Below are 19,679 nucleotides of genomic sequence, written 5' to 3'. Positions count from 1 at the left end.
TGATAAGCTGGGCCGCATGCACACCCTGATCAGCATCGCGGCGTATCTCCTGATCGGCATCGCCGTGGCGCCGTTGCTGCTGCTCGGGCTCTATGTGCTGGCCGACCGGCTCGGGCTCAAGGTGGCCGACCGCATGCTGTCGCTGACGGCGCGGCTGCTCCAGGTGCAGTGGCTCAGTGGCGGTGTGGTCAATATCGTCGGCGGCCTGCTCATCGCCGCGCTCGGGATCTGGGCCGCGCTGTCCCTGGAGCCGTCGTGGCATCGGCTGGCCGGCCTGCTGCTGGTGCCCTTCGGGCTCTGGCGGGCCTATCGGGGCGTGGCCGTGCTCAGGGCGCTCTCGAGCGTCGACCAATAGCACACGCAGGGCGGCCAGCCGATACCATGGCGTGCTCCATCCATCCACAGCATCGGACACACGACATGGCGATCGACACGCTTTCCACCTGGCACCAGCTCGTGAAGACGCACGACGCGGCGGGGCTCGACATCCTGCTCGACGAGAACGCCGTCTTCCATTCGCCGGTGGTGCACAAGCCGCAGGTCGGCAAGGAGATCACGCGCCGCTACCTGGCCGCGGCCTTCGAGGTCTTCTTCAACCCGAGCTTCCGCTACGTGCGCGAAGTGAAGGCCGAGCGCGACGCGGTGCTCGAGTTCGAGGTGGAGCTCGACGGCATCGTGGTCAACGGCGTCGACATGATCCGCTGGAACGACGCCGGCAAGATCACCGAGTTCAAGGTGATGCTGCGCCCGCTGAAGGCCGTGAACCTGATCCACCAGAAGATGGCGGCGCAGCTGCAGGCCGCGCAGCAGCAGCCCCGGGCCTGACGGTTCAGAGCGGCTCGAAGCCGGGCGCCTGCGTCATCTCGGTGGGCTTGTAGATCTTGTGCGCGGCCGTGGTGGTCGCCACGTCGGACACCACCAGCAGGCGCCACAACGGCTCGCCGACCGAGCTCAGCTGCTCCTCGCGCGTGAGGCGGAAGGTCGGGAAGCCCGAGGCCGTGCCCTTGACCGTGACCTTGAGCAGGGTCGCGCCCTTCGCGTTCGACACCACGATGTCGTAGCCGGTCTTCTGGCTGCGCACGTCCTCGGCGTTGTAGCCGTAGCCCTTGAAGTGGCGCATCACGTAGTCCATGGCGGCCTCCTGCACGGCCTCGGCCGAGCCCAGCTTCGCCGCGCCGTCGGCACCGGCCGCGGCCTCGTCGGGCACGTTGCCCTTGGCGCGGGCGGCCTGGATCGCGGCCTCGTCGGGCACCCAGCCGCGCGGACCGCGCACCAGCACCGCGAACTTGCGCTCGGGTTCCCAGCTCGCGACGTGCCATTCCGCGTCGTCGCGCACGCGCGTGGAGACCTTGGCGCTGCGGTTGGTCTCGATCTCGCCGATGGCGATGCGGTTGGTCTGCACCACGGCGCGGAAATCCTGGCCGGCGTCGAAGGTGCGCTTGAGCAGCGCGAGGCGATCGGCGGCGCGCTGCGACTGGAACGCGGTGCGCGGGCCGCCGCCGGGGCGGAACTGCACGTCGAGCGACTCGAGGCAGAACCAGCGCCCGCCCTCGCCGAGGTTGACGTACTCGCCCCAGATGGTGGCGATCACGTTGTCGCCGGTGGCGAGCCAGGCGTGGTCCGAGGCCTTCTCGCGCGCGTCGAACACACCCATCTTGGCGACGATGTCGACCGGCGTGAGCCGGGGGCCGGAGAGACGCATCTCATCGATGACGGCGAGTACTTTGGGGTCGACTTCCTTGTCCATGCGGGGGTCTTGTGCGAGAGGCAGATTGGAGATTGCGGGGGGTGGCGAGTATGCCGCAACCGGAAACCGGCCGCCCTCGAGCGCCCCCTCACCAGGCCGTGGCGACGCCCTCGAGCGCGCGCCGCGCCAGCAGGAAGGTGGCCGCATTCCAGCTCTGGCCCGCCATGCCCATCGGCGCCAGCGTGCGGCCATGGAACCACTCGGTGAAGCGCCAGCCGTCGAGCTCGTTGGCCCGCGCCAGCTTCGCGAGCTCGGCCCAGCCCTCGGCCTCGAGCCCCAGCTTCGCGAGCGCCATCGCCCAGAAGCCGCCCACGAAGGGCCAGATGCCGCCGTTGTGGTACTGGTGCACCAGGTTCTGCCGGTGCCGGCCCATGTAGGCGCGCCACAGGTCGTGCTGCGGCGACAGCGGATGCAGCACCACGCGCACCGGGTAGGGATCGCTCGCGCGCGCGCCCTCGATGGTGTTGACGATGCTGTGCGCCATCGCCTCGTCGGCCAGCCCGGCCTGGATCGCCAGCACGTTGCCGAACACATCGCCCTCGTCGCCCACCACCGCGAGGTTGACGAAGCTCAGGTACAGCCCCGGATCGCGCCGGCCGCGCCGCGCGTAGTGCTGCAGCAGCCGCGCGCGGTGGTATTCGGGCAGGTCGCGCTGGAACGGGTTAAACAGGTGGTTGAAGTGGTGCCGGGTCTCGTCGGCCTGCGCGATCGCGAAGCGGCGCTTGACGTCGAACCACAGCGCGTTGGTGTAGAGCACGTAGCCCGAGCGCGGCATGATGTCGGCCCAGTCGCTGGCCTCGTTCTGCTGCAGCAGCCGGAAGTGCTGGTGCTCCTGCGCCAGCAGCCAGCCGACCGCGCGCTGCACGCCATCGGCCCAATGCGTGGCGCCCACCTTGCCGTGGCGGCGCACGTAGTCCACCGCGATCAGCCACCAGAGCGTGGCGTCGATGCAGCCCAGATACCAGAAATCGGCGTCCTGGCCCTCGGGATCGACGTATTTCGGGATCTGCCCGTTGGCCGCCTGCTGCGCCGCGAGCGCGTCGAGGCTCGCGACCGCGCCGTGCTCGAGCGCAGGCACGCCGCTGCCGCACATCGCCATCACGCAGATCGCCGCGTCGCGCCCGAAGATGCGCGTGTAGCGCCGCGCCACCGCGGCCTCGGTGCGGCTCGCGGCCAGGATGCCGTGCGGCGTGAGGTTGGCTTCGAGCAGCGCGAGCGAGGCCTGGGTGCAGGCGTCGACGAGCGCGAGGGAGGAGGTGTCGAGCGTCGTATCGGTCATGGGTCGGTGCGTTCGCTGGAGATCGTGGCTTCGGCCTCGGCCGCGCCATGGTGCAGGCCCATGCCGGCCCCGAGGCCCGCGCCCATGCCACCGCCGCCCATGCCGCCGCCACCGCCCGCGCGCTCGCCTCGCGTGGCCGTGCCCTTGAGCCGCAGCGGCCCCTGCTTCGGGATGCCGAGCGTCGGCGGCACCGGATCGAGGTCGAGCACCGCGCGGATGAAGGTGCGCAGCGAGACCACGAGCTCGGCCGTCTCCACGCTGCGGCCCGCGACCATGTCGGCCGCGGCCTTCGCGGCCAGCCGCACCTGCTCCTCGGTGCCGAGCAGGATCACGTCGGACAGCGCGGTCTCGACCGCGTCACGGATGCGGCGGCGCCGGTCCGAGGCAGGCAGTCCGGCGTCGGCGCCGCCTTCGGCCTCGGCCTGCAGGCCGCGCGTGCGCAGTTCGCGCAGATGGCTGGGGTCGACCGCGAGCTCGCCGGTGAACGAGCCGCCGAGCACCTTGTAGGCCGCGATCAGGGTCTTGAGCCGCTCGTTGATCTGCCGGTTCTGCCGCTCGCGCCGCTGCTGCACGCTGAGCATCACGACGATGCGGATGCCGACCGCGACCAGCGACACCAGCACCAGGCCGAGCAGGGTCGAGAGCAGGCCTTGCCAGGATGTGAAGTCGAGTGAGTTGCGCATCGGGAAGCCGTGGCGTTCTGAAGAAAAGGCCCGCATCGCGCGCGGGCCGTGCGTCGGCTCACAGTATCCACAGGTGGGTGGCGCCCGGCTGTAGGTCGCGGCGCACGATGCGGCCCGCCCGAAAAAGCAGGCCGTCCCTCAGGGACACACCAGCTCCGTCTTCGCCACCGCGCACAGCCGCGCCTTCTCGGCCTCGGTCAGCGCCGGCCCCTTGACCATCCCGTCGAGCATCAGCACCGCGGGATAGAGCCGCCGGTCGCGCGGGTTCTTGCGGTAGGCCTGCATCACGCGCTGCTGGCTATCGTCCTTGCAGACCTTGGCCATCTCCCGTTTCACCTCGCGGTCCCGCGCCGAGCCGTCGCCGCCGAATTCGCCGGCGAAGTGGAAGCACATCGCGGCATCCTCGACGGCCTGGCGCAGCGGCTGCTCGTCCTTCGAGAAACGCGGCGGCGTCTCGCCCGCCGCGGCGGCGGGCAGCGAGACCAGCGCCGCGAGGACGGCGGCAATGAAGGGGCGAAGACTGCGCAGCATCGAACGGATCCTCCATGAAAAAGGCCGCCCCGAAGGCGGCCTTGCCTGCATCGCGACGCGAAGCAGCTTGCTTGTTTACTTCTTGTCGCCGCCCGGCACCTTGCCTTCGACGCCCTTGACGTAGAAGTTGATGCCGGTCAGGAACTTGTCGTCGGCGACCGCGTCCTTGGCGACCACTTCCTTGCCGTCCTGGCCGAGGATCGGGCCCTTCCAGATCGAGAAGCTGCCGTCCTTCAGGCCCTTCTTGACTTCGTCGACCTTGGCCTTGGCTTCGGCCGGCACGTCTTCGGCGATCGACACGAGGTCGATGGCGCCTTCCTTGACGCCCCACCAGGCCTGGCCGGTGGCCCACTTGCCGTCGAGCGCGTCCTGCGTGGCCTTGATGTAGTACGGCGCCCAGTTGATGGTGGCCGAGCCCAGGTGGGCCTTGGGACCGTAGGCGGTCATGTCGGAGTCCCAGCCGAAGGCGCGCTTGCCCTTTTCCTGCGCGGTCTTGAGCACGGCCGGCGAGTCGGTGTTCTGGAACAGGATGTCGGCGCCGCCGTTGATGAGGGCGGTGGCGGCCTCGGTTTCCTTCGGCGGGCTGAACCACTCGTTGACCCACACGACCTTGGTCGTGATCTTCGGGTTGACCGACTGGGCGCCGAGCGTGAAGCTGTTGATGTTGCGCAGCACTTCGGGGATCGGCACCGAGCCGACGACGCCGAGCGTGTTCGACTTGGTCATGGCGCCCGCGATGATGCCGGCCATGTACGCACCTTCGTAGGTGCGGCTGTCGTAGGTGCGCATGTTCTCGGCGGTCTTGTAGCCGGTGGCATGCTCGAACTTGACGTCCTTGCTGTCGTTGGCCACCTTGAGCATGGGCTCCATGTAGCCGAAGGTGGTGCCGAAGATCAGCTTGTTGCCCTGGCCGACCATGTCGCGGAACACGCGCTCGGCGTCGGCGCCCTCGGGCACGCTTTCCACGAAGGTGGTCTTGATCTTGTCGCCGAATTCCTTCTCGAGCGCCTTGCGGCCGTTGTCGTGCGCGAAGGTCCAGCCGCCGTCGCCCACGGGTCCGATGTATGCGAATGCGATGTTGAGCGGCGCTGCCGGAGCCGGCGCTGCGGCGGCGGGTGCCGGAGCCGGTGCGGGCGCGGCGGCCGGTGCTGCCGCTTCTTCTTTCTTGCCGCAGCCGATCAAGGCTGCCGAAGCGACCGCCGTGAGGGCGGCGAGCTTGAGCAGGGAGCGCTTGTTCAGATCATTCATTGTCGGAAATCCTCAAAAAGGACGGGTTGGCGGAAAAACGAAAACCGCGATTATGAGCCGGGGTAGAACGGTTTCCCGATCGAAGCCGGCATGTTGACGCGAATGAATGCGGGGTTGCGCGAGATCAGGGCCAGCACCACGATGGGCGCGATGTACTGCAGCATGCTGAGGAACTGCGAGGGCACGTCGACGCCGCTGCTCTGCAGGTGGAAGCCCAGCATCGAGACGCCGCCGAACAGGTAGGCGCCCAGCAGCACGCGCATCGGCCGCCAGGTGGCGAAGGTGGTGAGCGCCAGCGCGATCCAGCCGCGGCCCGCGACCATGCCCTCGACCCACAGCGGGGTGTAGACGGTCGAGAGATACGCGCCCGAAAGGCCGCACAGCGCCCCGCCCGCGATCACGGCCATGAGGCGGATGCGCCGCACCGGATAGCCCAGCGCATGCGCCGATTCGGGCGACTCGCCGACCGAGCGCAGCACGAGGCCGGCGCGCGTGCGGTAGAGAAACCAGATCAGGCCCACGGTCAGCAGCACGGCGACGTAGACCATCGGGTGATGGCGGAACAGCGCGGGGCCGAGCAGCGGAATGTCGGCCAGCACGGGAATCGCATAGCTGGCGCTCTCGGGCAGCTTGGCCTGCACGAAGTTGATGCCGGCGAAGGCCGAGAAGCCGACACCGAACAGGCTCAGCGCGAGGCCGGTGGCGTACTGGTTGGTGTTGAGCCAGATGACGAGCACGCCGAAGAAGGCGGCCAGCAAGGCCCCGGCGGCCATGCCGGCGAGCAGGCCGAGCCAGGGGTTGTGGGTGGTCACCACGGTGGCGAAACCGGCGATGGCGGCGCACAGCATCATGCCCTCGGCGCCGAGGTTGACGATGCCGGCTTTCTCGTTGATGAGAAGGCCTAGCGCGGCGATGGCGAGGACGGTGCCGGCGCTCAGGGTGGAGCCGAGCAGGAGTGCGTAGCTGTCCATTTTTTTAGTGGCTCTCGTTGCTTGGGTTGCTCGGGGTGCAGAGGGGACGGTCGGGGCGCGTGCACAGGACAGCGGGTACTTCCCTCCGCGAATGTCCCCCGCCTTCGGCTCCTCCTTTATTTCGCTGCGGGAAGCACCCACTGCCCTGTGCACGTGGGCGCAGTCGTTGTGCCGGCCGGTTCAACCGACCTGCCCCAGGCTCACGTCGATGGCGTACTCCCCGCAGCGAAATAAAGGAGGAGGCCGCAGGCCGGGGGACATTCGCGGAGGGGAGTACGCCGTCGGCGTGAGCCCACCCCGAACGAACCAGATCGAAAGCGCAGGACAACATCACAGCGCCCCCTCGGTCGTACGCGCAACCGGCGCAGTCAAAGGCGTACTCGCCTGCAAAGAACTCGTCGTGAGCACCGCAGCCTTCGCAGCCGCCTTGCGCCGAACCCGGTAGGCGATCAAGGTATCGCAAGCCAGCAGCGTGAACAGCAGCAGCCCCTGGAACACCCCCGTCAGCGACTTCGGCAGCCCGAGCCGCGACTGCGCGAGCTCGCCGCCGATGTAGAACATGCTCATCAGGATCGCCGAGAACACCATCCCCACCGGATGCAGGCGGCCGACGAAGGCCACGATGATGGCCGCGAAGCCGTAGCCGGCCGGCACGTAGGGCGTGAGCTGGCCGAGCGGGCCCGCCACCTCGAGCGCACCGGCCAGGCCGGCCGCGCCACCCGAGGTCAGCAGCGCGATCCACACCGCGCGGCGCGCCGAGAAGCCCGCATAGCGCGACGCCGCAGGCGCGAGGCCGCCGACCTGCTGCGCGAAGCCCGCGCGCGTGCGGAACAGGAACACCCACAGCGCCCCCACCCCCACCAGCGCGATGATCACCCCGATCGTCACGCGCGAGCCCTTGAACAGGCGCGGGATCTGCGTCACCGCCTCAAAGGTCTTCGACTGCGGGAAGTTGTAGCCGTTCGGATCCTTCCAGGGGCCGAACACCATGTAGCTCAGCAGCAGCGTCGCCACGTACACCAGCATCAGGCTCACCAGGATCTCGTTCGCGTTGAAGCGGTCGCGCAGCCAGGCCACGATGCCGGCCCAGACCATGCCGCCCAGCGTGCCCGCCACCAGGATCGCCAGCACGATCCAGCCGCCCGTGGTCTTGTCGGCCATCAGCGCCACGCCGCCCGCGGCAATCGCGCCGAACACGAACTGGCCCTCGGCGCCGATGTTCCACACGTTGGAGCGGAAGCACACCGCCAGGCCAAGCGCGATGATCAGAAGCGGCGTGGCCTTCACCGTCAGCTCGCCCAGCGCATAGCCGTTCTTGATCGGCTCGTAGAAGAACACCAGCAGGCCCTTGACCGGGTCCTTGCCGAGCGCGGCGAACAGCGCCACGCCGATCAGCACCGTGATCAGCAGCGCCAGGATCGGCGAGGCGAAGGTCCAGAAGCGCGAGAGCTCCGGACGGGGTTCGAGCTTAAGCATGGGCCGCCTCCTGGTTCTTGTGGCTCTTGCCGGGTTGGCCCGGCCACAGCCCGCTCATCCATTCGCCGATCTGCGCCAGCGTGGCGGCCGCGCGGTCGATCGAGGGCGACAGCCGCCCCTTGGCGATCACGTGCAGCCGGTCGCTGATGCTGAAGAGCTCGTCGAGCTCCTCGCTGATCACCAGCACCGCGCAGCCCGCGTCGCGCAGCGCGAGGATCTCGGCATGGATCAGCGCGGCCGCGCCCACGTCCACGCCCCAGGTCGGCTGCGAGACGATGAACAGCTTCGGGTTGGCGTCGATCTCGCGGCCGACGATGAACTTCTGCAGGTTGCCGCCCGATAGCGAGCGCGCCGCCGCCTTCGGGCCGCCGGCCTTGACCTTGAAGCGCTCGATGATGGACCTGGCCTGGCGCTCGAGCGCACCGGTGCGGATCCAGCCGCCACGGCCCACCGCGTCGCCGCGTGTCAGCAGCAGGTTGTGCGCGAGCCCCAGCGTGGGCACCGCGCCGCGGCCCAGCCGTTCCTCGGGCACGAAGTGCAGGCCCAGCGCACGGCGCGCGCGCGGGCGCAGCCGGCCGGCCGGCTGGTCGAACACCCGCACCATCGCCGCCTCGGCGCGCACGTCCTCGCCCGAGAGCGTGTAGAGCAGTTCCTTCTGGCCATTGCCCGACACGCCCGCAATGCCCACCACCTCGCCCGCGCGCACCTCGAAGGACACGCCCTCGAGGTCCACGCCGAACTGGTCCTCGCGCGCCAGCGTGAGGCCCTGCACGCGCAGCGCCACCGCGCCCGCATGCACCGGCCGGTGCTCGAGCGGCGGCGGCTCGCTGCCGATCATCAGCCGCGACAGCGACTCGTTGCTCTCGTTCTTCGGGTTGCACACCCCCGTGACCTTGCCGCCGCGCAACACCGTGCAGGCGGTGCACAGCTCGCGGATCTCGTGCAGCTTGTGGCTGATGTAGAGGATGCTGCAGCCCTCGGAGGCCAGCTTGTTGAGCACCCCGAACAGCTTGACCACCGCCTGCGGCGTGAGCACCGAGGTCGGCTCGTCGAGGATCAGCAGCTTGGGGTCGGTCAGCAGCGCGCGGATGATCTCCACCCGCTGCATCTCGCCCACCGACAGCGTATGGACCGGCCGCGCGGGATCGATGTCGAGGCCGTACTCGCTCGCCTTGGCCGTGATGCTGCGCGCCACGTCGGCCAGCGCCAGCGACTTGTCGAGGCCGAGCCAGACGTTCTCGGCCACCGTGAGGGTGTCGAACAGGCTGAAGTGCTGGAACACCATGCTGATGCCCAGCGCGCGCGCCTGCTGCGGGTTGCGCAGGTTCACCGGCTGGCCGTCGAAGGCGACGCTGCCCTCGTCGGGCTTGACCGAGCCGTAGATGATCTTCATCAGCGTCGACTTGCCGGCGCCGTTCTCGCCGAGCACGGCGTGGATCTCGCCCGGTTGCACCGCCAGCGAGATGTCGCTGTTGGCGACCACCGCCGGGTAGCGCTTGGTGATGTGCGCGAGCTGGAGTCTGGGTGTTGTCATGCCGGTTCCGTGGGTTGTCTCGTTCGGTACAGGAATGGGCCTCGTCTCGCGGGTTCCGATGTACGTCGATAGCTATAAGTTTAATAGCGTCCCTGCGGAATCCGGACGATGGAAGACCCCGACTCCGGGGCTTGCGTTCGGTTTCCGGCTCAGTGGCCGGTCACATAGACGAACTTGAACAGGAAGATGGCGGCGATGACCCACACCATGGCATGCACTTCCCGTGCCCGGCCGGTGAACAGCTTGAGCACGGCGTAGGTGATGAAGCCGAAGGCCAGGCCGTTGGCGATCGAGTAGGTGAAGGGCATGGCCAGCGCGGTCACGGCCGCGGGGATGACCTCGGTGGTGTCCTCCCAGTCGAGCTCGACCAGGTCGCGCAGCATCAGGCAGCCCACGAACAGCAGCGCCGGCGCGGTGGCATAGGCCGGCACCGAGCCCGCGAGCGGCGAGATCATCAGGCAGGCCAGGAACAGCACCGCCACCACCACGGCCGTGAGGCCGGTACGCCCGCCGGCCTGCACGCCGGCCGCGCTCTCCACGTAGGCCGTGGTGCTCGAGGTGCCGAGCAGCGAGCCCGCGAAGATCGCGCCGCTGTCGGCCAGGAGCGCCTTGTTCATGCGCTCCATCTTGCCGGGCACCAGCAGCCCGGCGCGCTTGGCCACGCCCATCAGCGTGCCGGTGGCGTCGAACATCTCGACCAGGAAGAACACCAGCACCACGTTGAGGATGCCGCCCTTGAGCGCGCTCAGGATGTCGAGCTGCATGAAGGTGGGCGCGATCGAGGGCGGCGGCGCGAACACGCCGTGGAACTTGTTGCCGCCGAAGAAGAAGGACAGCACCGTGACCGTGACGATGCCGATCAGGATCGCGCCGCGCACCTTGAGCTTGTCGAGCACCACGATGATCAGGAAGCCCAGCGTGGCCAGCACCACCGGCGCCGAGTGCAGGTCGCCCAAGGTCACGAAGGTCGCCGGCGAGGCCGCGACCACGCCCGCGCTCTTGAGCGCGATCAGCGCGAGGAACATGCCGATGCCCACCGTGATCGCCGTTCGCAGCGACTGCGGTATGCCCTGGATGAACAGCTCGCGCAGCCCCGTGACCGTGACGATCAGGAACAGGCAGCCCGAGATGAAGACCGCGCCCAGCGCGGTCTGCCACGTGTAGCCCATGCCGAGCACGACCACGTAGGCGAAGTAGGCGTTCAGGCCCATGCCCGGCGCCATGGCGATCGGGTAGTTGGCGTACAGGCCCATGATCAGCGTGCCCAGCGCCGCGATCAGGCAGGTGGCGACGAAGACCGCGCCCTTGGGCATGCCCGCGTCGCCGAGGATCGAGGGGTTGACGAAGATGATGTAGGCCATCGTCAGGAAGGTGGTGAGCCCCGCGATGACCTCGGTGCGCACGGTGGTGTTGTGTTCGTTGAGCTTGAACACCTTGTCGATCCAGTTCATGGGTTTCTTGTCTCCGGGATGTGTTGTCTCGTGTCGCGTCGTGCGGCGTCGTTCTGAAGAAAAAGCGGGCCGAGCCCGTCCCTGGCGCGAGCTCGCTCGCGCCTCGATGTCCTTGGGGTTCTGGGGAGGGGGCCGGCGCCGTCAGGCGCCCAGGGGCGGCGGATCGCGCGCATCGCGCGCGGGCGGGGTGGGCGGACGCAGCGAGGCCGCCACGTCCTTGATGCATTCGCGCAGCCAGCGCGCCGAGCTCGACGAGTGGGTGCGCTCGTGCCAGAGCTGGTAGTACATGAGCCGCGGCAGCGCCACCGGGCAGTCGAGGATCTTCAGCGGCAGCCGCGCGGCGAAGCGCTCGCAGTACTGGCGGCCGGTGGTCAGCACCAGCAGGCTCGAGGCCACCATGTCGGGGATCAGCCCGAAGTGCGCGCAGCGCGCCGTGATGTTGCGCTGGCGCCCGAGCTCGTCGAGCATCTGGTCGATGATGCCGCGCCCGCCCGGGTGCATGGGCGTGGGCGCGATGTGCTCGGCCTGCAGCCAGGTCTCGAGGTCCCAGCCGCGGCGCACCGCCGGATGGTCCTGGTTCACCAGCGACACCACCTCGTCACCGAACAGGCGTGCCATGTGCAGGTCCTCGGGTGGCTTGAGCCAGTTGCCGATCACCACGTCGACCTGGCCCAGCGACAGGTGGCCGTGGTAGTCGGAGTCGGGCGACAGCGGATGGATCTCGATGTGGCACAGCGGCGCCTCGCGCTTGACCTGCGCCACCAGCATGGGCAGGAAGATCGGGTCCATGTAGTCGCTGGCCGCGATGCGGAAGGTGGTGCTGGCCGATTGCGGGTCGAAGCCGCGCGCATCGGAGAACAGCATCTCGGCCGCGCGCAGGATGCTCGCGGCCGGCTCGATCATGCGCAGCCCCGCATCGGTGGGCACCATGCCCGAGCCCGAACGCACCAGCAGCGGATCGCCCGAGAGCTCGCGCAGCCGCTTGAGCGCGGCCGACACCGCCGGCTGGTACATCCCGAGCCGGATCGCGGCGCGCGAGACGCTGCGATCGGTCAGCACGGTGTGCAGCACCCGGATCAGGTGAAGGTCGATCTTGTCGAAAAGCGCCTGGTCTCTCATGGCCGCCCGCAAGGAAGTGGTCGATGCGAGGCGTTATACAGCCGAGGCACGGCGTCGGACAGCCGAACGCGGAGGCCGCGAAGCTTTCGCGAAAGTCGCCAAAGGAAGACATGAAGGTTTTCCTCGATTTCTTTTCTGCGACTTCCGCGTGTTCTTCGCGTCTTCTGCGTTCGGCTGTCCGCTTTGGCGGCGCTCATCCCACCTGCACGGCCGTCACGGCGCGCAGGATCGATTCGCTCGTGGCGGGCGCGCGCAGCGGCGGGTCGACACGGTGGCCGCCCGCGGCCGACACAGCGTCGCGGATCGCGAAGAAGACCGAGAACGGCAGCAGCAGCGGCGGCTCGCCCACGGCCTTGCTGCGGTGGATCGAGTCCTCGAAGTTCTGGCCCTCGAACAGCCGCACGTTGAACACCGGCGGGCAGTCGTTGGCGGTCGGGATCTTGTAGGTGCTGGGCGCGTGGGTCGTGAGCTTGCCGCTCTGCGGATGCCACACCAGCTCCTCGGTCGTGAGCCAGCCCATGCCCTGGATGAAGGCGCCCTCGACCTGGCCGATGTCGACCGCCGGGTTCAGCGACTTGCCCGCGTCGTGCAGGATGTCGGCGCGCAGCAGCTTCCATTCGCCGGTCAGCGTGTCGACGATCACCTCGCTCACCGCCGCGCCGTAGGCGTAGTAGTAGAACGGGCGGCCCTGCATCTTGTCCTTGTCCCAGCTCAGGCCGGGCGTGGCGTAGAAGCCGTCGGACCACAGCTGCTTGCGGTCGAGGTAGGCCTCGCCCACCACGGTGCTGAAGGCCAGCGTGCGGCCGTTGACCTCGACCTTGTCGTTGGCGAAGCGCACCGCGCCGGGCTCGCCGCCATGGCGCTCGGCCGCGCTCTGGGCCAGCCGCTCGCGGATCTGGCGCGCGGCGTCCTGCGCGGCCTTGCCGTTGAGGTCGGCGCCGGTCGAAGCCGCCGTGGCCGAGGTGTTCGCGACCTTGGTCGTGTCGGTGGCCGTGACGCGCACGCGCTCGAAGCTCACGCCGAGCTCGTGCGCCACCACCTGCGCCACCTTGGTGTTCAGGCCCTGGCCCATCTCGGTGCCGCCGTGGTTCACCAGGATCGAGCCGTCGGTGTAGACGTGCACCAGCGCGCCGGCCTGGTTGAAGTGCTTGACGTTGAACGAGATGCCGAACTTCAGCGGTGCCAGCGCCAGCCCGCGCTTGAGCACCGGGCTCGCGGCGTTGAAGCCGGCGATCTCCTCGCGCCGCGCGCGGTAGTCGCTCGTGGCCTCGAGCTCGGCCACCAGCTCGTGCACGATGTTGTCGGTCACGGTCTGGCGGTAGGGCGTCACGTTGTTCTCGCCCTTGCCGTAGAAGTTGACGCGCCGCACGTCGAGCGGATCGCGGCCCAGCGCGCGCGCCACCGAGTCCATGATGTTCTCGATCGCGATCGCGCCCTGCGGGCCGCCGAAACCGCGGAAGGCCGTGTTGCTCTGCGTGTTGGTCTTGCCCGAGTAGCCGTGCATGCTGACGTTGGGCAGCCAGTAGGCGTTGTCGAAGTGGCACAGCGCGCGCGTCATCACCGGGCCCGACAGGTCGGCCGAGTGGCCGGCGCGCGAGACCATGGTGATCTCGGCGCCGAGCAGGCGGCCCTCGTCGTCGAAGCCCACCTCGTACTCGTACCAGAAGCAGTGGCGCCGGCCCGTGACCATGAAGTCGTCGTCGCGGTCCAGCCGCAGCTTGACCGGGCGGCGCAGCTTGCTCGCGGCCACCGCGGCCACGCAGGCGAACAGCGCCGACTGCGATTCCTTGCCGCCGAAGCCGCCGCCCATGCGCCGGCACTCCACGTGCACCTCGTTCGACTGCAGGTGCATCGCGTGCGCGACCAGGTGCTGCATCTCGCTCGGATGCTGGGTCGAGCAGTGGATATGCAGCGCGCCGCCCTCCTTCGGAATGGCGTAGCTGATCTGGCCCTCGAGGTAGAACTGCTCCTGCCCGCCGACGTCGAGCGTGGCCTTGAGCCGGCGCGGCGCGGCCGCGATGGCGGCGCGCACCGCGGCCTCGTCGCCGCCGTTGGCGGCACCGCCGCTGCGCACGATGTGCATCGGCGGCACCACGTACTGGCCGCGCGCATGCGCGTCCTGCGGCGTCAGCACCGGCGGCTGCGCCTCGATGGTCAGCGCGTCCTTGGCGCGCGCGGCGGCGCGGCGCGCGGCGTCGCGGGTGCGCGCGATCACGGCGAACACCGGCTGGCCCAGGTAGCGGATCTCGCCGCCGTCCTTCACCGACAGCAGGATCGGGTCGTCGTGGATGATCGAGCCGCAGTCGTTGGTGCCGGGGATGTCGTCGGCCGTGAGCACCGACACCACGCCCGGCATGGCGCGGATGGCGTCGAGCGAGAGCGCCGTGACGCGCCCGTTGGCCGCGGGCGACAGGCCCAGCGCGCAGTGCAGGGTGCCGGCGATCTCGGGAATGTCGTCGATGTAGGTGGCCTCGCCGGCCACGTGCAGGTGCGCCGATTCGTGCGGGCGGCTGATGCCCACGCGCGCGCCCTGGTCGTGGGCGAGCGCCTCGGCACCCTGGTCGATGCGGGCGGCGGTGTTCTTGAGGTAGTCGGCAAAGGCCTCTGCGGGTTGCAGCAGGCGGGCATCGAGGGGCTTGTTCATGGTCTCAGACTCCTTGCGCGGCCGGCTTGGCGGTGGCGGCGTGCGGCATCACGCTCCAGACGCTGGTGGCGCTGCCGGGCAGCGCATCCTCGGCCCGGGTTTCGAGCCACAGGCGCTGGATCAGGTTCTGCGCCACCTGCATCCGGTAGTCGGCCGAGGCGCGCATGTCGGACAGCGGCTTGAAGTCCTGCGCCAGCGCCAGCTTGGCGGCATTCACGCTGGACTGGGTCCAGGGCTTGCCGACCAGCGCGGCCTCGGCCTGCGCCGCGCGCTTCACGGTGGCGGCCATGCCGCCGAAGGCCAGGCGCACGGCCTTGACCTTGTTGCCGCCGGGCTCGAGCTCGAGCGCGAAGCCCGCGCACAGCGCCGAGATGTCGCAGTCGAAGCGCTTGCTGATCTTGTAGGCGCGCACCTGGCGGCGCATCGCGGCCAGCGGCAGCCACAGGCCCTGCACGAATTCGCCGCTCTGCAGCTGGTTCTTCATGTAGTCGACGTAGAAGTCGGGCAGCGGCATGCGGCGCACGTCGGCGCCGCGGCGCAGCTCGATCTCGGCGTCGAGCGACATCAGCACCGGCGGCGAGTCGCCGATCGGCGAGCCGTTGGCGACATTGCCGCCCATGGTGCCCGCGTGGCGGATCGGCGGCGAGGCGAAGCGCAGCCAGACGTCGGCCAGGCTGGGCACGCGCTCGACCAGCGCCGCGAAGGCCGATTCGAGCGAGGCGCCCGCGCCGATATAGAGGTGGTCGCCGCGGACCTCGACGGTCTTGAGCTCGGGCACGTCGCCCACGTAGATGATGTCGCCGAGGTCGCGGAACTGTTTGTTGACCCACAGGCCCACGTCGGTCGAGCCCGACAGCAGTTGCGCACGCGGCTTCTGCTCGCGCAGCGCGGCCAGCTGCTCGAGCGAGCGCGGCGCGTGGAAGCGGTCGATGCGCGCGCCCAGCGGGGCCGCGTACTCGAAGCCCGTGGCGCCGGAGGGCGGATTCAGCGCGGTGAGCGCGGCCACCACCGCGCGGCTGTCCAGCCGCACCGGCGGCAGGTCGAACATGCGCTGGCCCGCGTCGAGGATCGGGCGGTAGCCGGTGCAGCGGCACAGGTTGCCCGAGAGGTCGTCGGCCAGCTGCTGGCGCGAGGGCTGCGTGCCGCGCGCCTGGTGATGCTCGTAGGCCGACCACAGCGACATCACGAAGCCCGGCGTGCAGAAGCCGCATTGCGAGCCATGGCAGTCGACCAGCGCCTGCTGCACCGGGTGCAGGCAGTGCACGAGGTGCGGGCGCTTGTCGCCCTCTTGAAGCGCGGGGGCCGGGGCTGCCTGCGAAGCTTGGCACTGGTCCTTGAGGTCCTCGACCGTGAACAGCGCCTTGCCGTTGAGCGTGGGCAGGAACTGGATGCAGGCATTGACCGTCTGCAGCCGCAGGCCGCCGACCGCGTCGGGCGCGCCGGCCTCGGCCAGCTCGCCGATCACCACGGTGCACGCACCGCAGTCGCCCTCGTTGCAACCCTCCTTGGTGCCGGTGCAGCGCGCGTCCTCGCGCAGCCAGTCGAGCACCGAGCGGGTCGGGTGGACGCCGCTGACGTCGACGACCTGTCCGCGATGGAAGAATCGGATGGGCTGGCTGGGGCTGTGGCTGCTGCTCTCGGTACTCATGCTGTCGTGCTCGTGGGGTGGCGCGTGGTGGCCAAGCCTGGACGTTAGCGGCTTGCGCCGCCGCACGCATACCGTGGTGCCCATATTGCGTATGCAGGGCCCGGTATGCGACGTACGGGGAAACCCTGGATTCGGGGCAATTCTCGTGCCATGGCGGCGCGGGCGCCATGGCCGCGCCGAAGAAACAGGCCTTGCCCCCGCTCAGCCGCCGGTGCCGTGCACCAGGCGCTCGAACACGTCCTCCGCCCCCATCTGCCCGCCCTTGAGCATGATCTCGACCCAGTCGAGCCCCGGCGCCTCGCTGTGCAGCCGGCACAGCGCGGTGCCGGGCGCGAGCTGCGCGAGATAGGACAGCCCCCAGGCGTCGAGCGCACCCACGGCGAGGCTGGAGGTGTCGCCGCCGGCCACGCCCACGCGCGACAGCGGCACGGCCGCGAGCACGCGCGCCAGCAGTTCGCCGCCGGCCTCGGCCAGCGCGCGCGCGGGCACGCGGGTGTGGCCGGCGCGTGCGGCCTCGGTGGCGGTGCAGGCCAGCACGTGGACGCCGGTCGAGAGCCGGTCGGCCAGTTCGCGCGCGGCCTGTGCCAGGTGATCGGAATGGGGATCGACCAGCCGCGCCGCGTCGAGCCAGACGGTCTCGAAGGACCGCGCGGCCGCCACCTGCCGCGCCGTGACCGGCGAGAGGCTGCCGGCCAGCACGAACACCGGGCCGCGCGCGGGCGCCACGGCGGCCGGCGCCGCGGGCGCCTGTGCCAGCCGCGGCGCGAAGGCCTGCACCACGCTGCTCGGGCCGACGGCCAGCAGCGGCGCCTCGGCGGTGGCGAGCGGCCACAGCGCCGCGCCGATGGCCTCGAGGTCCTCGGGCCGCGCGACGTCGAACAGCACGGCCTCGGGCCGCTGGTCCAGCAAGGCGGCCAGCGCCTCGCCCGTGGCCGCATGACGTGGGTACGGCAGCAGCGCGGTCTCGCCCAGGCCCTGCGCCTGAAGGTGCAGCCGCAGGTCCGATTCGCGCATCGGCGTGACCGGATGCCGGCTCATGGTTGGATGGCGGTCGATGCGGTGCACCGTGCCGCCGCTGCCGGCCGCGGCGAACAGGTGGCCGAACAGGCAGTAGCGCTCGAGGTTCGGCTGGCCGCCGACGATCGCGGTCCAGGACCGGCCGGTGGCGGGCCGCAGCGCCTCGATGGCGACCGCGATGTTGCCGACGCCGGGCGCGCTGTCGAAGGTGGAACAGGTCTTGTAGTGCAGCACGCGCGCGCCGAGCCCGGCCATCAGCCGCGCGACCGGCGCGAGCTCGGCGCGCATCGCGTCCGGTGCCATCGAGCGCGCCGCGCCCGCGATGCCCAGGCAGTCGAGCGTGCCGGCGCGCGCGAGCAGCGCCTCGTCGGGCACGCGCAGGAACAGCAAGGCGCGCAGCCCGGCACGCGCCGCGGTGGCGAGCGTGTCGGTGGCGCCGGTGAAGTCGTCGCCGTAATAGGCGAGCGGCACCGACGTGCCCGCTGCCGCGCTCATTTGGCGCCGAAGAAGGCCAGCGCCTGCGCCAGCTCGGGCGCTTCGCGCGCGGCCTCGGCCACCGGCACGCCCGCGCGCGCCGCGGCCCAGGCCTGGCGAATGCTCGCCACACCCGCGGCCGCGCCGCCCGGATGGGCCAGGATGCCGCCGCCCGACATGAACAGCAGGTCGTCGCTGCCGACCGCGGCCCAGGTCGGCGCCACGGTGCCGGCCCACTGGCCCGAGGAGAAGGCGGGCATCACGCGATCATCGAAGGCGCCCTCGCCCGCCACCAGCGGCGCGAGGCAGTCGCGCGCCGACTCGATCACCTCCTCGTCGGGCTGCGAGAACTTGCCCTGCAACCCGTGCACGTGCATGTGGTCGACGCCGGCCAGCCGCCACAGCGCCTGGTAGGCCTGGAACGAGATGCCCAGCAGCGGATGGCGCGACAGCGCGCCATAGCCGTTGCGGTGGCCGTGCAGCGCCAGCGGCGTATGGCGGCGCAAGGTCTGGATGCCCGAATGGCCGCACCAGTTGAGGCTGGCCATCACGCAGCTGCCGCCCTCGCGCTCGACCAGGTCGGCATGGCGCTTCATGGCGTCGGTCTCGTCAGTGATGTTGAAGGCCACCATCACCTGCTTGCCGGTGCGCTGCGCATGGTCGCGCACCACCGCCATCACGGCCGGCACGCGCTCGGCCAGCGGCGCATGCAGCGGATCGGCCGAGACCTCGTCGTCCTTGATGAAGTCCACGCCCGCGGTGCACAGCCGCGCCACCAGCTCGGCGGTCTGCGCGGCCGAGAAGCCGACGTTGGGCTTGATGATGGTGCCCACCAGCGCACCCGTTTCCACGCCGGTGGCGCGGCGGGTGCCGGCCACGCCGTGGCTCGGCCGTTCGAACTGCGCGCGGTAGGCCGCGGGCAGCTGCAGCGATTCGAGCCGCAGCCCCGTGACCTCGCCGAGGTCGTAGAGGTTGCCCGCGACCGTGGCCGCCAGCGTCGGCAGGTTGGCGCCGATGTTGGCGACGGGAAAGGAGATGTCGACCAGCGCGCGCCGCCACGGCCCGCGCCGGCCCTGGCGCTCGAGCAGCGCATTGGGCAGGCTGGGCGCCGCGGCCGGCTCGTGCTCGGCGATGGCCTCGACGGTGGCGCGCGCCCGCGCGCGCAGGTCGTCGGTCTCGCCCTCGACGCGCGTGAAGGTGCCGCACGACTGCTCGCCCGCCATCACCTCGGCCACCGCGGCCGGCTCGAGCGGCGTCTCGATGCGGTAGCGCGCGCGGATGCGCTGTTCTGCCTGCGCCATCGTCATCAGAGCTTCGACAGGTCGGGGAAGGGCCGCACCGGCTCGCTGCCGTCCCAGCCTTCGGAGGCCGCGCGAATCAGGTCGAACATCTTCCCCTTCGGCCCGGCCACTTCCGACAGCTCGATCACGGTGCCCGGGTGGTATTCGGTGTCGAAGTAGATGAAGCGGCCGCGCTCGCCCACCTCGCCGCTCATCACCGGCTTGAAGCCCTGCGCCGTGAGGCGCGCGAGGTCGGCGTCGTAGTCGGCGGTCCAGTAGGCCACGTGCTGCAGGCCGGTGCGGCCCGCGCGCAGGAAGTCGCGGTACATCGAGGGCACGTCGTTGCGGGTCTGGATCAGCTCGACCTGCACATAGCCCGAGTTGGCCAGCGCCACCGAGTTGTGCGGCTCGTGCGCTTCGCCGTTGTAGCGGTAGTTGCGGATCGGCACCTTGGGGTTGTAGAACCAGGGACCGACGCCGAGCTCGCGGCTCCAGTAGTCCATGGCGGCCTCGATGTCGGGCACCACGTAGCCCAGTTGGCGGATCTCGCCGAGGAATCGACTCATTTTCTTGCGCG

The 19,679-nt window shown here is 70.1% G+C and carries 17 protein-coding genes; 2 read left to right on the top strand and 15 right to left on the bottom strand.

All coding sequences use genetic code 11. From position 1 onward, the window contains the following. The first annotated feature begins 16 nt into the window (after positions 1 to 16). Together ACEN9J_RS28205 and ACEN9J_RS28200 are read left to right on the top strand one after the other, a co-directional pair. A complete protein-coding gene (locus tag ACEN9J_RS28205; RefSeq protein ID WP_413762646.1) occupies positions 17 to 355 on the top strand; it encodes a hypothetical protein in 339 nt (112 codons plus the stop codon). A 65-nt stretch (positions 356 to 420) separates the two neighbouring features. Next, on the top strand, positions 421 to 825 hold the full coding sequence (locus ACEN9J_RS28200; RefSeq protein ID WP_057591984.1) for a nuclear transport factor 2 family protein: 405 nt from the start codon (positions 421 to 423) through the stop codon (positions 823 to 825). 4 nt (positions 826 to 829) lie between these two features. Here ACEN9J_RS28200 and ACEN9J_RS28195 read toward each other — a convergent pair whose 3' ends face one another. The 15 genes from ACEN9J_RS28195 to ACEN9J_RS28125 form a co-directional block, all read right to left on the bottom strand. Next, complete coding sequence (locus ACEN9J_RS28195) at positions 830 to 1,747, bottom strand: protein NO VEIN domain-containing protein (RefSeq protein WP_413762645.1); 918 nt, start codon at positions 1,745 to 1,747, stop codon at positions 830 to 832. 88 nt (positions 1,748 to 1,835) lie between these two features. Next, positions 1,836 to 3,026, bottom strand: coding sequence for a glycoside hydrolase 100 family protein (locus ACEN9J_RS28190; RefSeq protein WP_413762644.1), 1,191 nt, complete (start codon positions 3,024 to 3,026; stop codon positions 1,836 to 1,838). Beyond that, on the bottom strand, positions 3,023 to 3,709 hold the full coding sequence (locus ACEN9J_RS28185; protein WP_413762643.1) for a hypothetical protein: 687 nt from the start codon (positions 3,707 to 3,709) through the stop codon (positions 3,023 to 3,025). The genes ACEN9J_RS28190 and ACEN9J_RS28185 overlap by 4 nt, the downstream gene beginning before the upstream one ends. 138 nt (positions 3,710 to 3,847) lie before the next feature. Next, positions 3,848 to 4,240: a hypothetical protein gene (locus tag ACEN9J_RS28180; protein WP_413762642.1), complete on the bottom strand. Its 393-nt coding sequence runs from the start codon at positions 4,238 to 4,240 to the stop codon at positions 3,848 to 3,850. Positions 4,241 to 4,315: 75 nt separating this feature from the next. Beyond that, positions 4,316 to 5,488 carry a BMP family ABC transporter substrate-binding protein gene (locus ACEN9J_RS28175; protein ID WP_057591996.1) on the bottom strand — a complete coding sequence of 391 codons (1,173 nt, stop codon included), beginning with the start codon at positions 5,486 to 5,488 and terminating at the stop codon, positions 4,316 to 4,318. Between the two features lie 50 nt (positions 5,489 to 5,538). Continuing rightward, positions 5,539 to 6,459, bottom strand: a complete 921-nt coding sequence (locus ACEN9J_RS28170) for an ABC transporter permease (RefSeq protein WP_057591998.1) — start codon at positions 6,457 to 6,459, stop codon at positions 5,539 to 5,541. Positions 6,460 to 6,789: 330 nt separating this feature from the next. Continuing rightward, positions 6,790 to 7,935 carry an ABC transporter permease gene (locus tag ACEN9J_RS28165; protein WP_413762641.1) on the bottom strand — a complete coding sequence of 382 codons (1,146 nt, stop codon included), beginning with the start codon at positions 7,933 to 7,935 and terminating at the stop codon, positions 6,790 to 6,792. Beyond that, complete coding sequence (locus ACEN9J_RS28160) at positions 7,928 to 9,469, bottom strand: ABC transporter ATP-binding protein (protein ID WP_296797459.1); 1,542 nt, start codon at positions 9,467 to 9,469, stop codon at positions 7,928 to 7,930. The genes ACEN9J_RS28165 and ACEN9J_RS28160 overlap by 8 nt, the downstream gene beginning before the upstream one ends. A gap of 149 nt (positions 9,470 to 9,618) precedes the next feature. Beyond that, positions 9,619 to 10,920, bottom strand: a complete 1,302-nt coding sequence (locus tag ACEN9J_RS28155) for an NCS2 family permease (RefSeq protein WP_093340442.1) — start codon at positions 10,918 to 10,920, stop codon at positions 9,619 to 9,621. Positions 10,921 to 11,061: 141 nt separating this feature from the next. Next, a complete protein-coding gene (locus tag ACEN9J_RS28150) occupies positions 11,062 to 12,039 on the bottom strand; it encodes a LysR family transcriptional regulator (protein ID WP_057592004.1) in 978 nt (325 codons plus the stop codon). A 193-nt stretch (positions 12,040 to 12,232) separates the two neighbouring features. Continuing rightward, positions 12,233 to 14,683 (bottom strand): xanthine dehydrogenase molybdopterin binding subunit, encoded by a 2,451-nt coding sequence (gene xdhB, locus ACEN9J_RS28145; RefSeq protein ID WP_413762640.1) that lies wholly within the window; start codon positions 14,681 to 14,683, stop codon positions 12,233 to 12,235. Between the two features lie 4 nt (positions 14,684 to 14,687). Beyond that, positions 14,688 to 16,331: a xanthine dehydrogenase small subunit gene (xdhA, locus tag ACEN9J_RS28140; protein ID WP_413762639.1), complete on the bottom strand. Its 1,644-nt coding sequence runs from the start codon at positions 16,329 to 16,331 to the stop codon at positions 14,688 to 14,690. Between the two features lie 201 nt (positions 16,332 to 16,532). Next, positions 16,533 to 17,843 (bottom strand): four-carbon acid sugar kinase family protein, encoded by a 1,311-nt coding sequence (locus ACEN9J_RS28135; RefSeq protein WP_413762638.1) that lies wholly within the window; start codon positions 17,841 to 17,843, stop codon positions 16,533 to 16,535. Continuing rightward, positions 17,840 to 19,123, bottom strand: coding sequence for a ribulose-bisphosphate carboxylase large subunit family protein (locus ACEN9J_RS28130; protein WP_413762637.1), 1,284 nt, complete (start codon positions 19,121 to 19,123; stop codon positions 17,840 to 17,842). Before ACEN9J_RS28130 ends, ACEN9J_RS28135 begins: the two co-directional genes overlap by 4 nt. A gap of 5 nt (positions 19,124 to 19,128) precedes the next feature. Further along, positions 19,129 to 19,668 carry a VOC family protein gene (locus ACEN9J_RS28125; RefSeq protein ID WP_057592011.1) on the bottom strand — a complete coding sequence of 180 codons (540 nt, stop codon included), beginning with the start codon at positions 19,666 to 19,668 and terminating at the stop codon, positions 19,129 to 19,131. Between the last annotated feature and the right edge of the window lie 11 nt (positions 19,669 to 19,679).

The sequence above is a fragment of the Variovorax sp. Varisp41 genome, from assembly GCF_047325085.1.
In the GTDB taxonomy this organism is placed as follows: Bacteria; Pseudomonadota; Gammaproteobacteria; order Burkholderiales; family Burkholderiaceae_C; genus Variovorax.
Note: the sequence above shows the minus strand (reverse complement) of the source record. Positions and strands in the feature narration are given on the sequence as shown.

Bases quoted from the DNA above. Each gene is read 5' to 3' on its own strand.
- ACEN9J_RS28205 (WP_413762646.1), top strand. From the start codon at position 17: ATGCACACCCTGATCAGCATCGCGGCGTATCTCCTGATCGGCATCGCC.
- ACEN9J_RS28200 (WP_057591984.1), top strand. From the start codon at position 421: ATGGCGATCGACACGCTTTCCACCTGGCACCAGCTCGTGAAGACGCAC.
- ACEN9J_RS28195 (WP_413762645.1), bottom strand. From the start codon at position 1,747: ATGGACAAGGAAGTCGACCCCAAAGTACTCGCCGTCATCGATGAGATG.
- ACEN9J_RS28190 (WP_413762644.1), bottom strand. From the start codon at position 3,026: ATGACCGATACGACGCTCGACACCTCCTCCCTCGCGCTCGTCGACGCC.
- ACEN9J_RS28185 (WP_413762643.1), bottom strand. From the start codon at position 3,709: ATGCGCAACTCACTCGACTTCACATCCTGGCAAGGCCTGCTCTCGACC.
- ACEN9J_RS28180 (WP_413762642.1), bottom strand. From the start codon at position 4,240: ATGCTGCGCAGTCTTCGCCCCTTCATTGCCGCCGTCCTCGCGGCGCTG.
- ACEN9J_RS28175 (WP_057591996.1), bottom strand. From the start codon at position 5,488: ATGAATGATCTGAACAAGCGCTCCCTGCTCAAGCTCGCCGCCCTCACG.
- ACEN9J_RS28170 (WP_057591998.1), bottom strand. From the start codon at position 6,459: ATGGACAGCTACGCACTCCTGCTCGGCTCCACCCTGAGCGCCGGCACC.
- ACEN9J_RS28165 (WP_413762641.1), bottom strand. From the start codon at position 7,935: ATGCTTAAGCTCGAACCCCGTCCGGAGCTCTCGCGCTTCTGGACCTTC.
- ACEN9J_RS28160 (WP_296797459.1), bottom strand. From the start codon at position 9,469: ATGACAACACCCAGACTCCAGCTCGCGCACATCACCAAGCGCTACCCG.
- ACEN9J_RS28155 (WP_093340442.1), bottom strand. From the start codon at position 10,920: ATGAACTGGATCGACAAGGTGTTCAAGCTCAACGAACACAACACCACC.
- ACEN9J_RS28150 (WP_057592004.1), bottom strand. From the start codon at position 12,039: ATGAGAGACCAGGCGCTTTTCGACAAGATCGACCTTCACCTGATCCGG.
- xdhB (WP_413762640.1), bottom strand. From the start codon at position 14,683: ATGAACAAGCCCCTCGATGCCCGCCTGCTGCAACCCGCAGAGGCCTTT.
- xdhA (WP_413762639.1), bottom strand. From the start codon at position 16,331: ATGAGTACCGAGAGCAGCAGCCACAGCCCCAGCCAGCCCATCCGATTC.
- ACEN9J_RS28135 (WP_413762638.1), bottom strand. From the start codon at position 17,843: ATGAGCGCGGCAGCGGGCACGTCGGTGCCGCTCGCCTATTACGGCGAC.
- ACEN9J_RS28130 (WP_413762637.1), bottom strand. From the start codon at position 19,123: ATGGCGCAGGCAGAACAGCGCATCCGCGCGCGCTACCGCATCGAGACG.
- ACEN9J_RS28125 (WP_057592011.1), bottom strand. From the start codon at position 19,668: ATGAGTCGATTCCTCGGCGAGATCCGCCAACTGGGCTACGTGGTGCCC.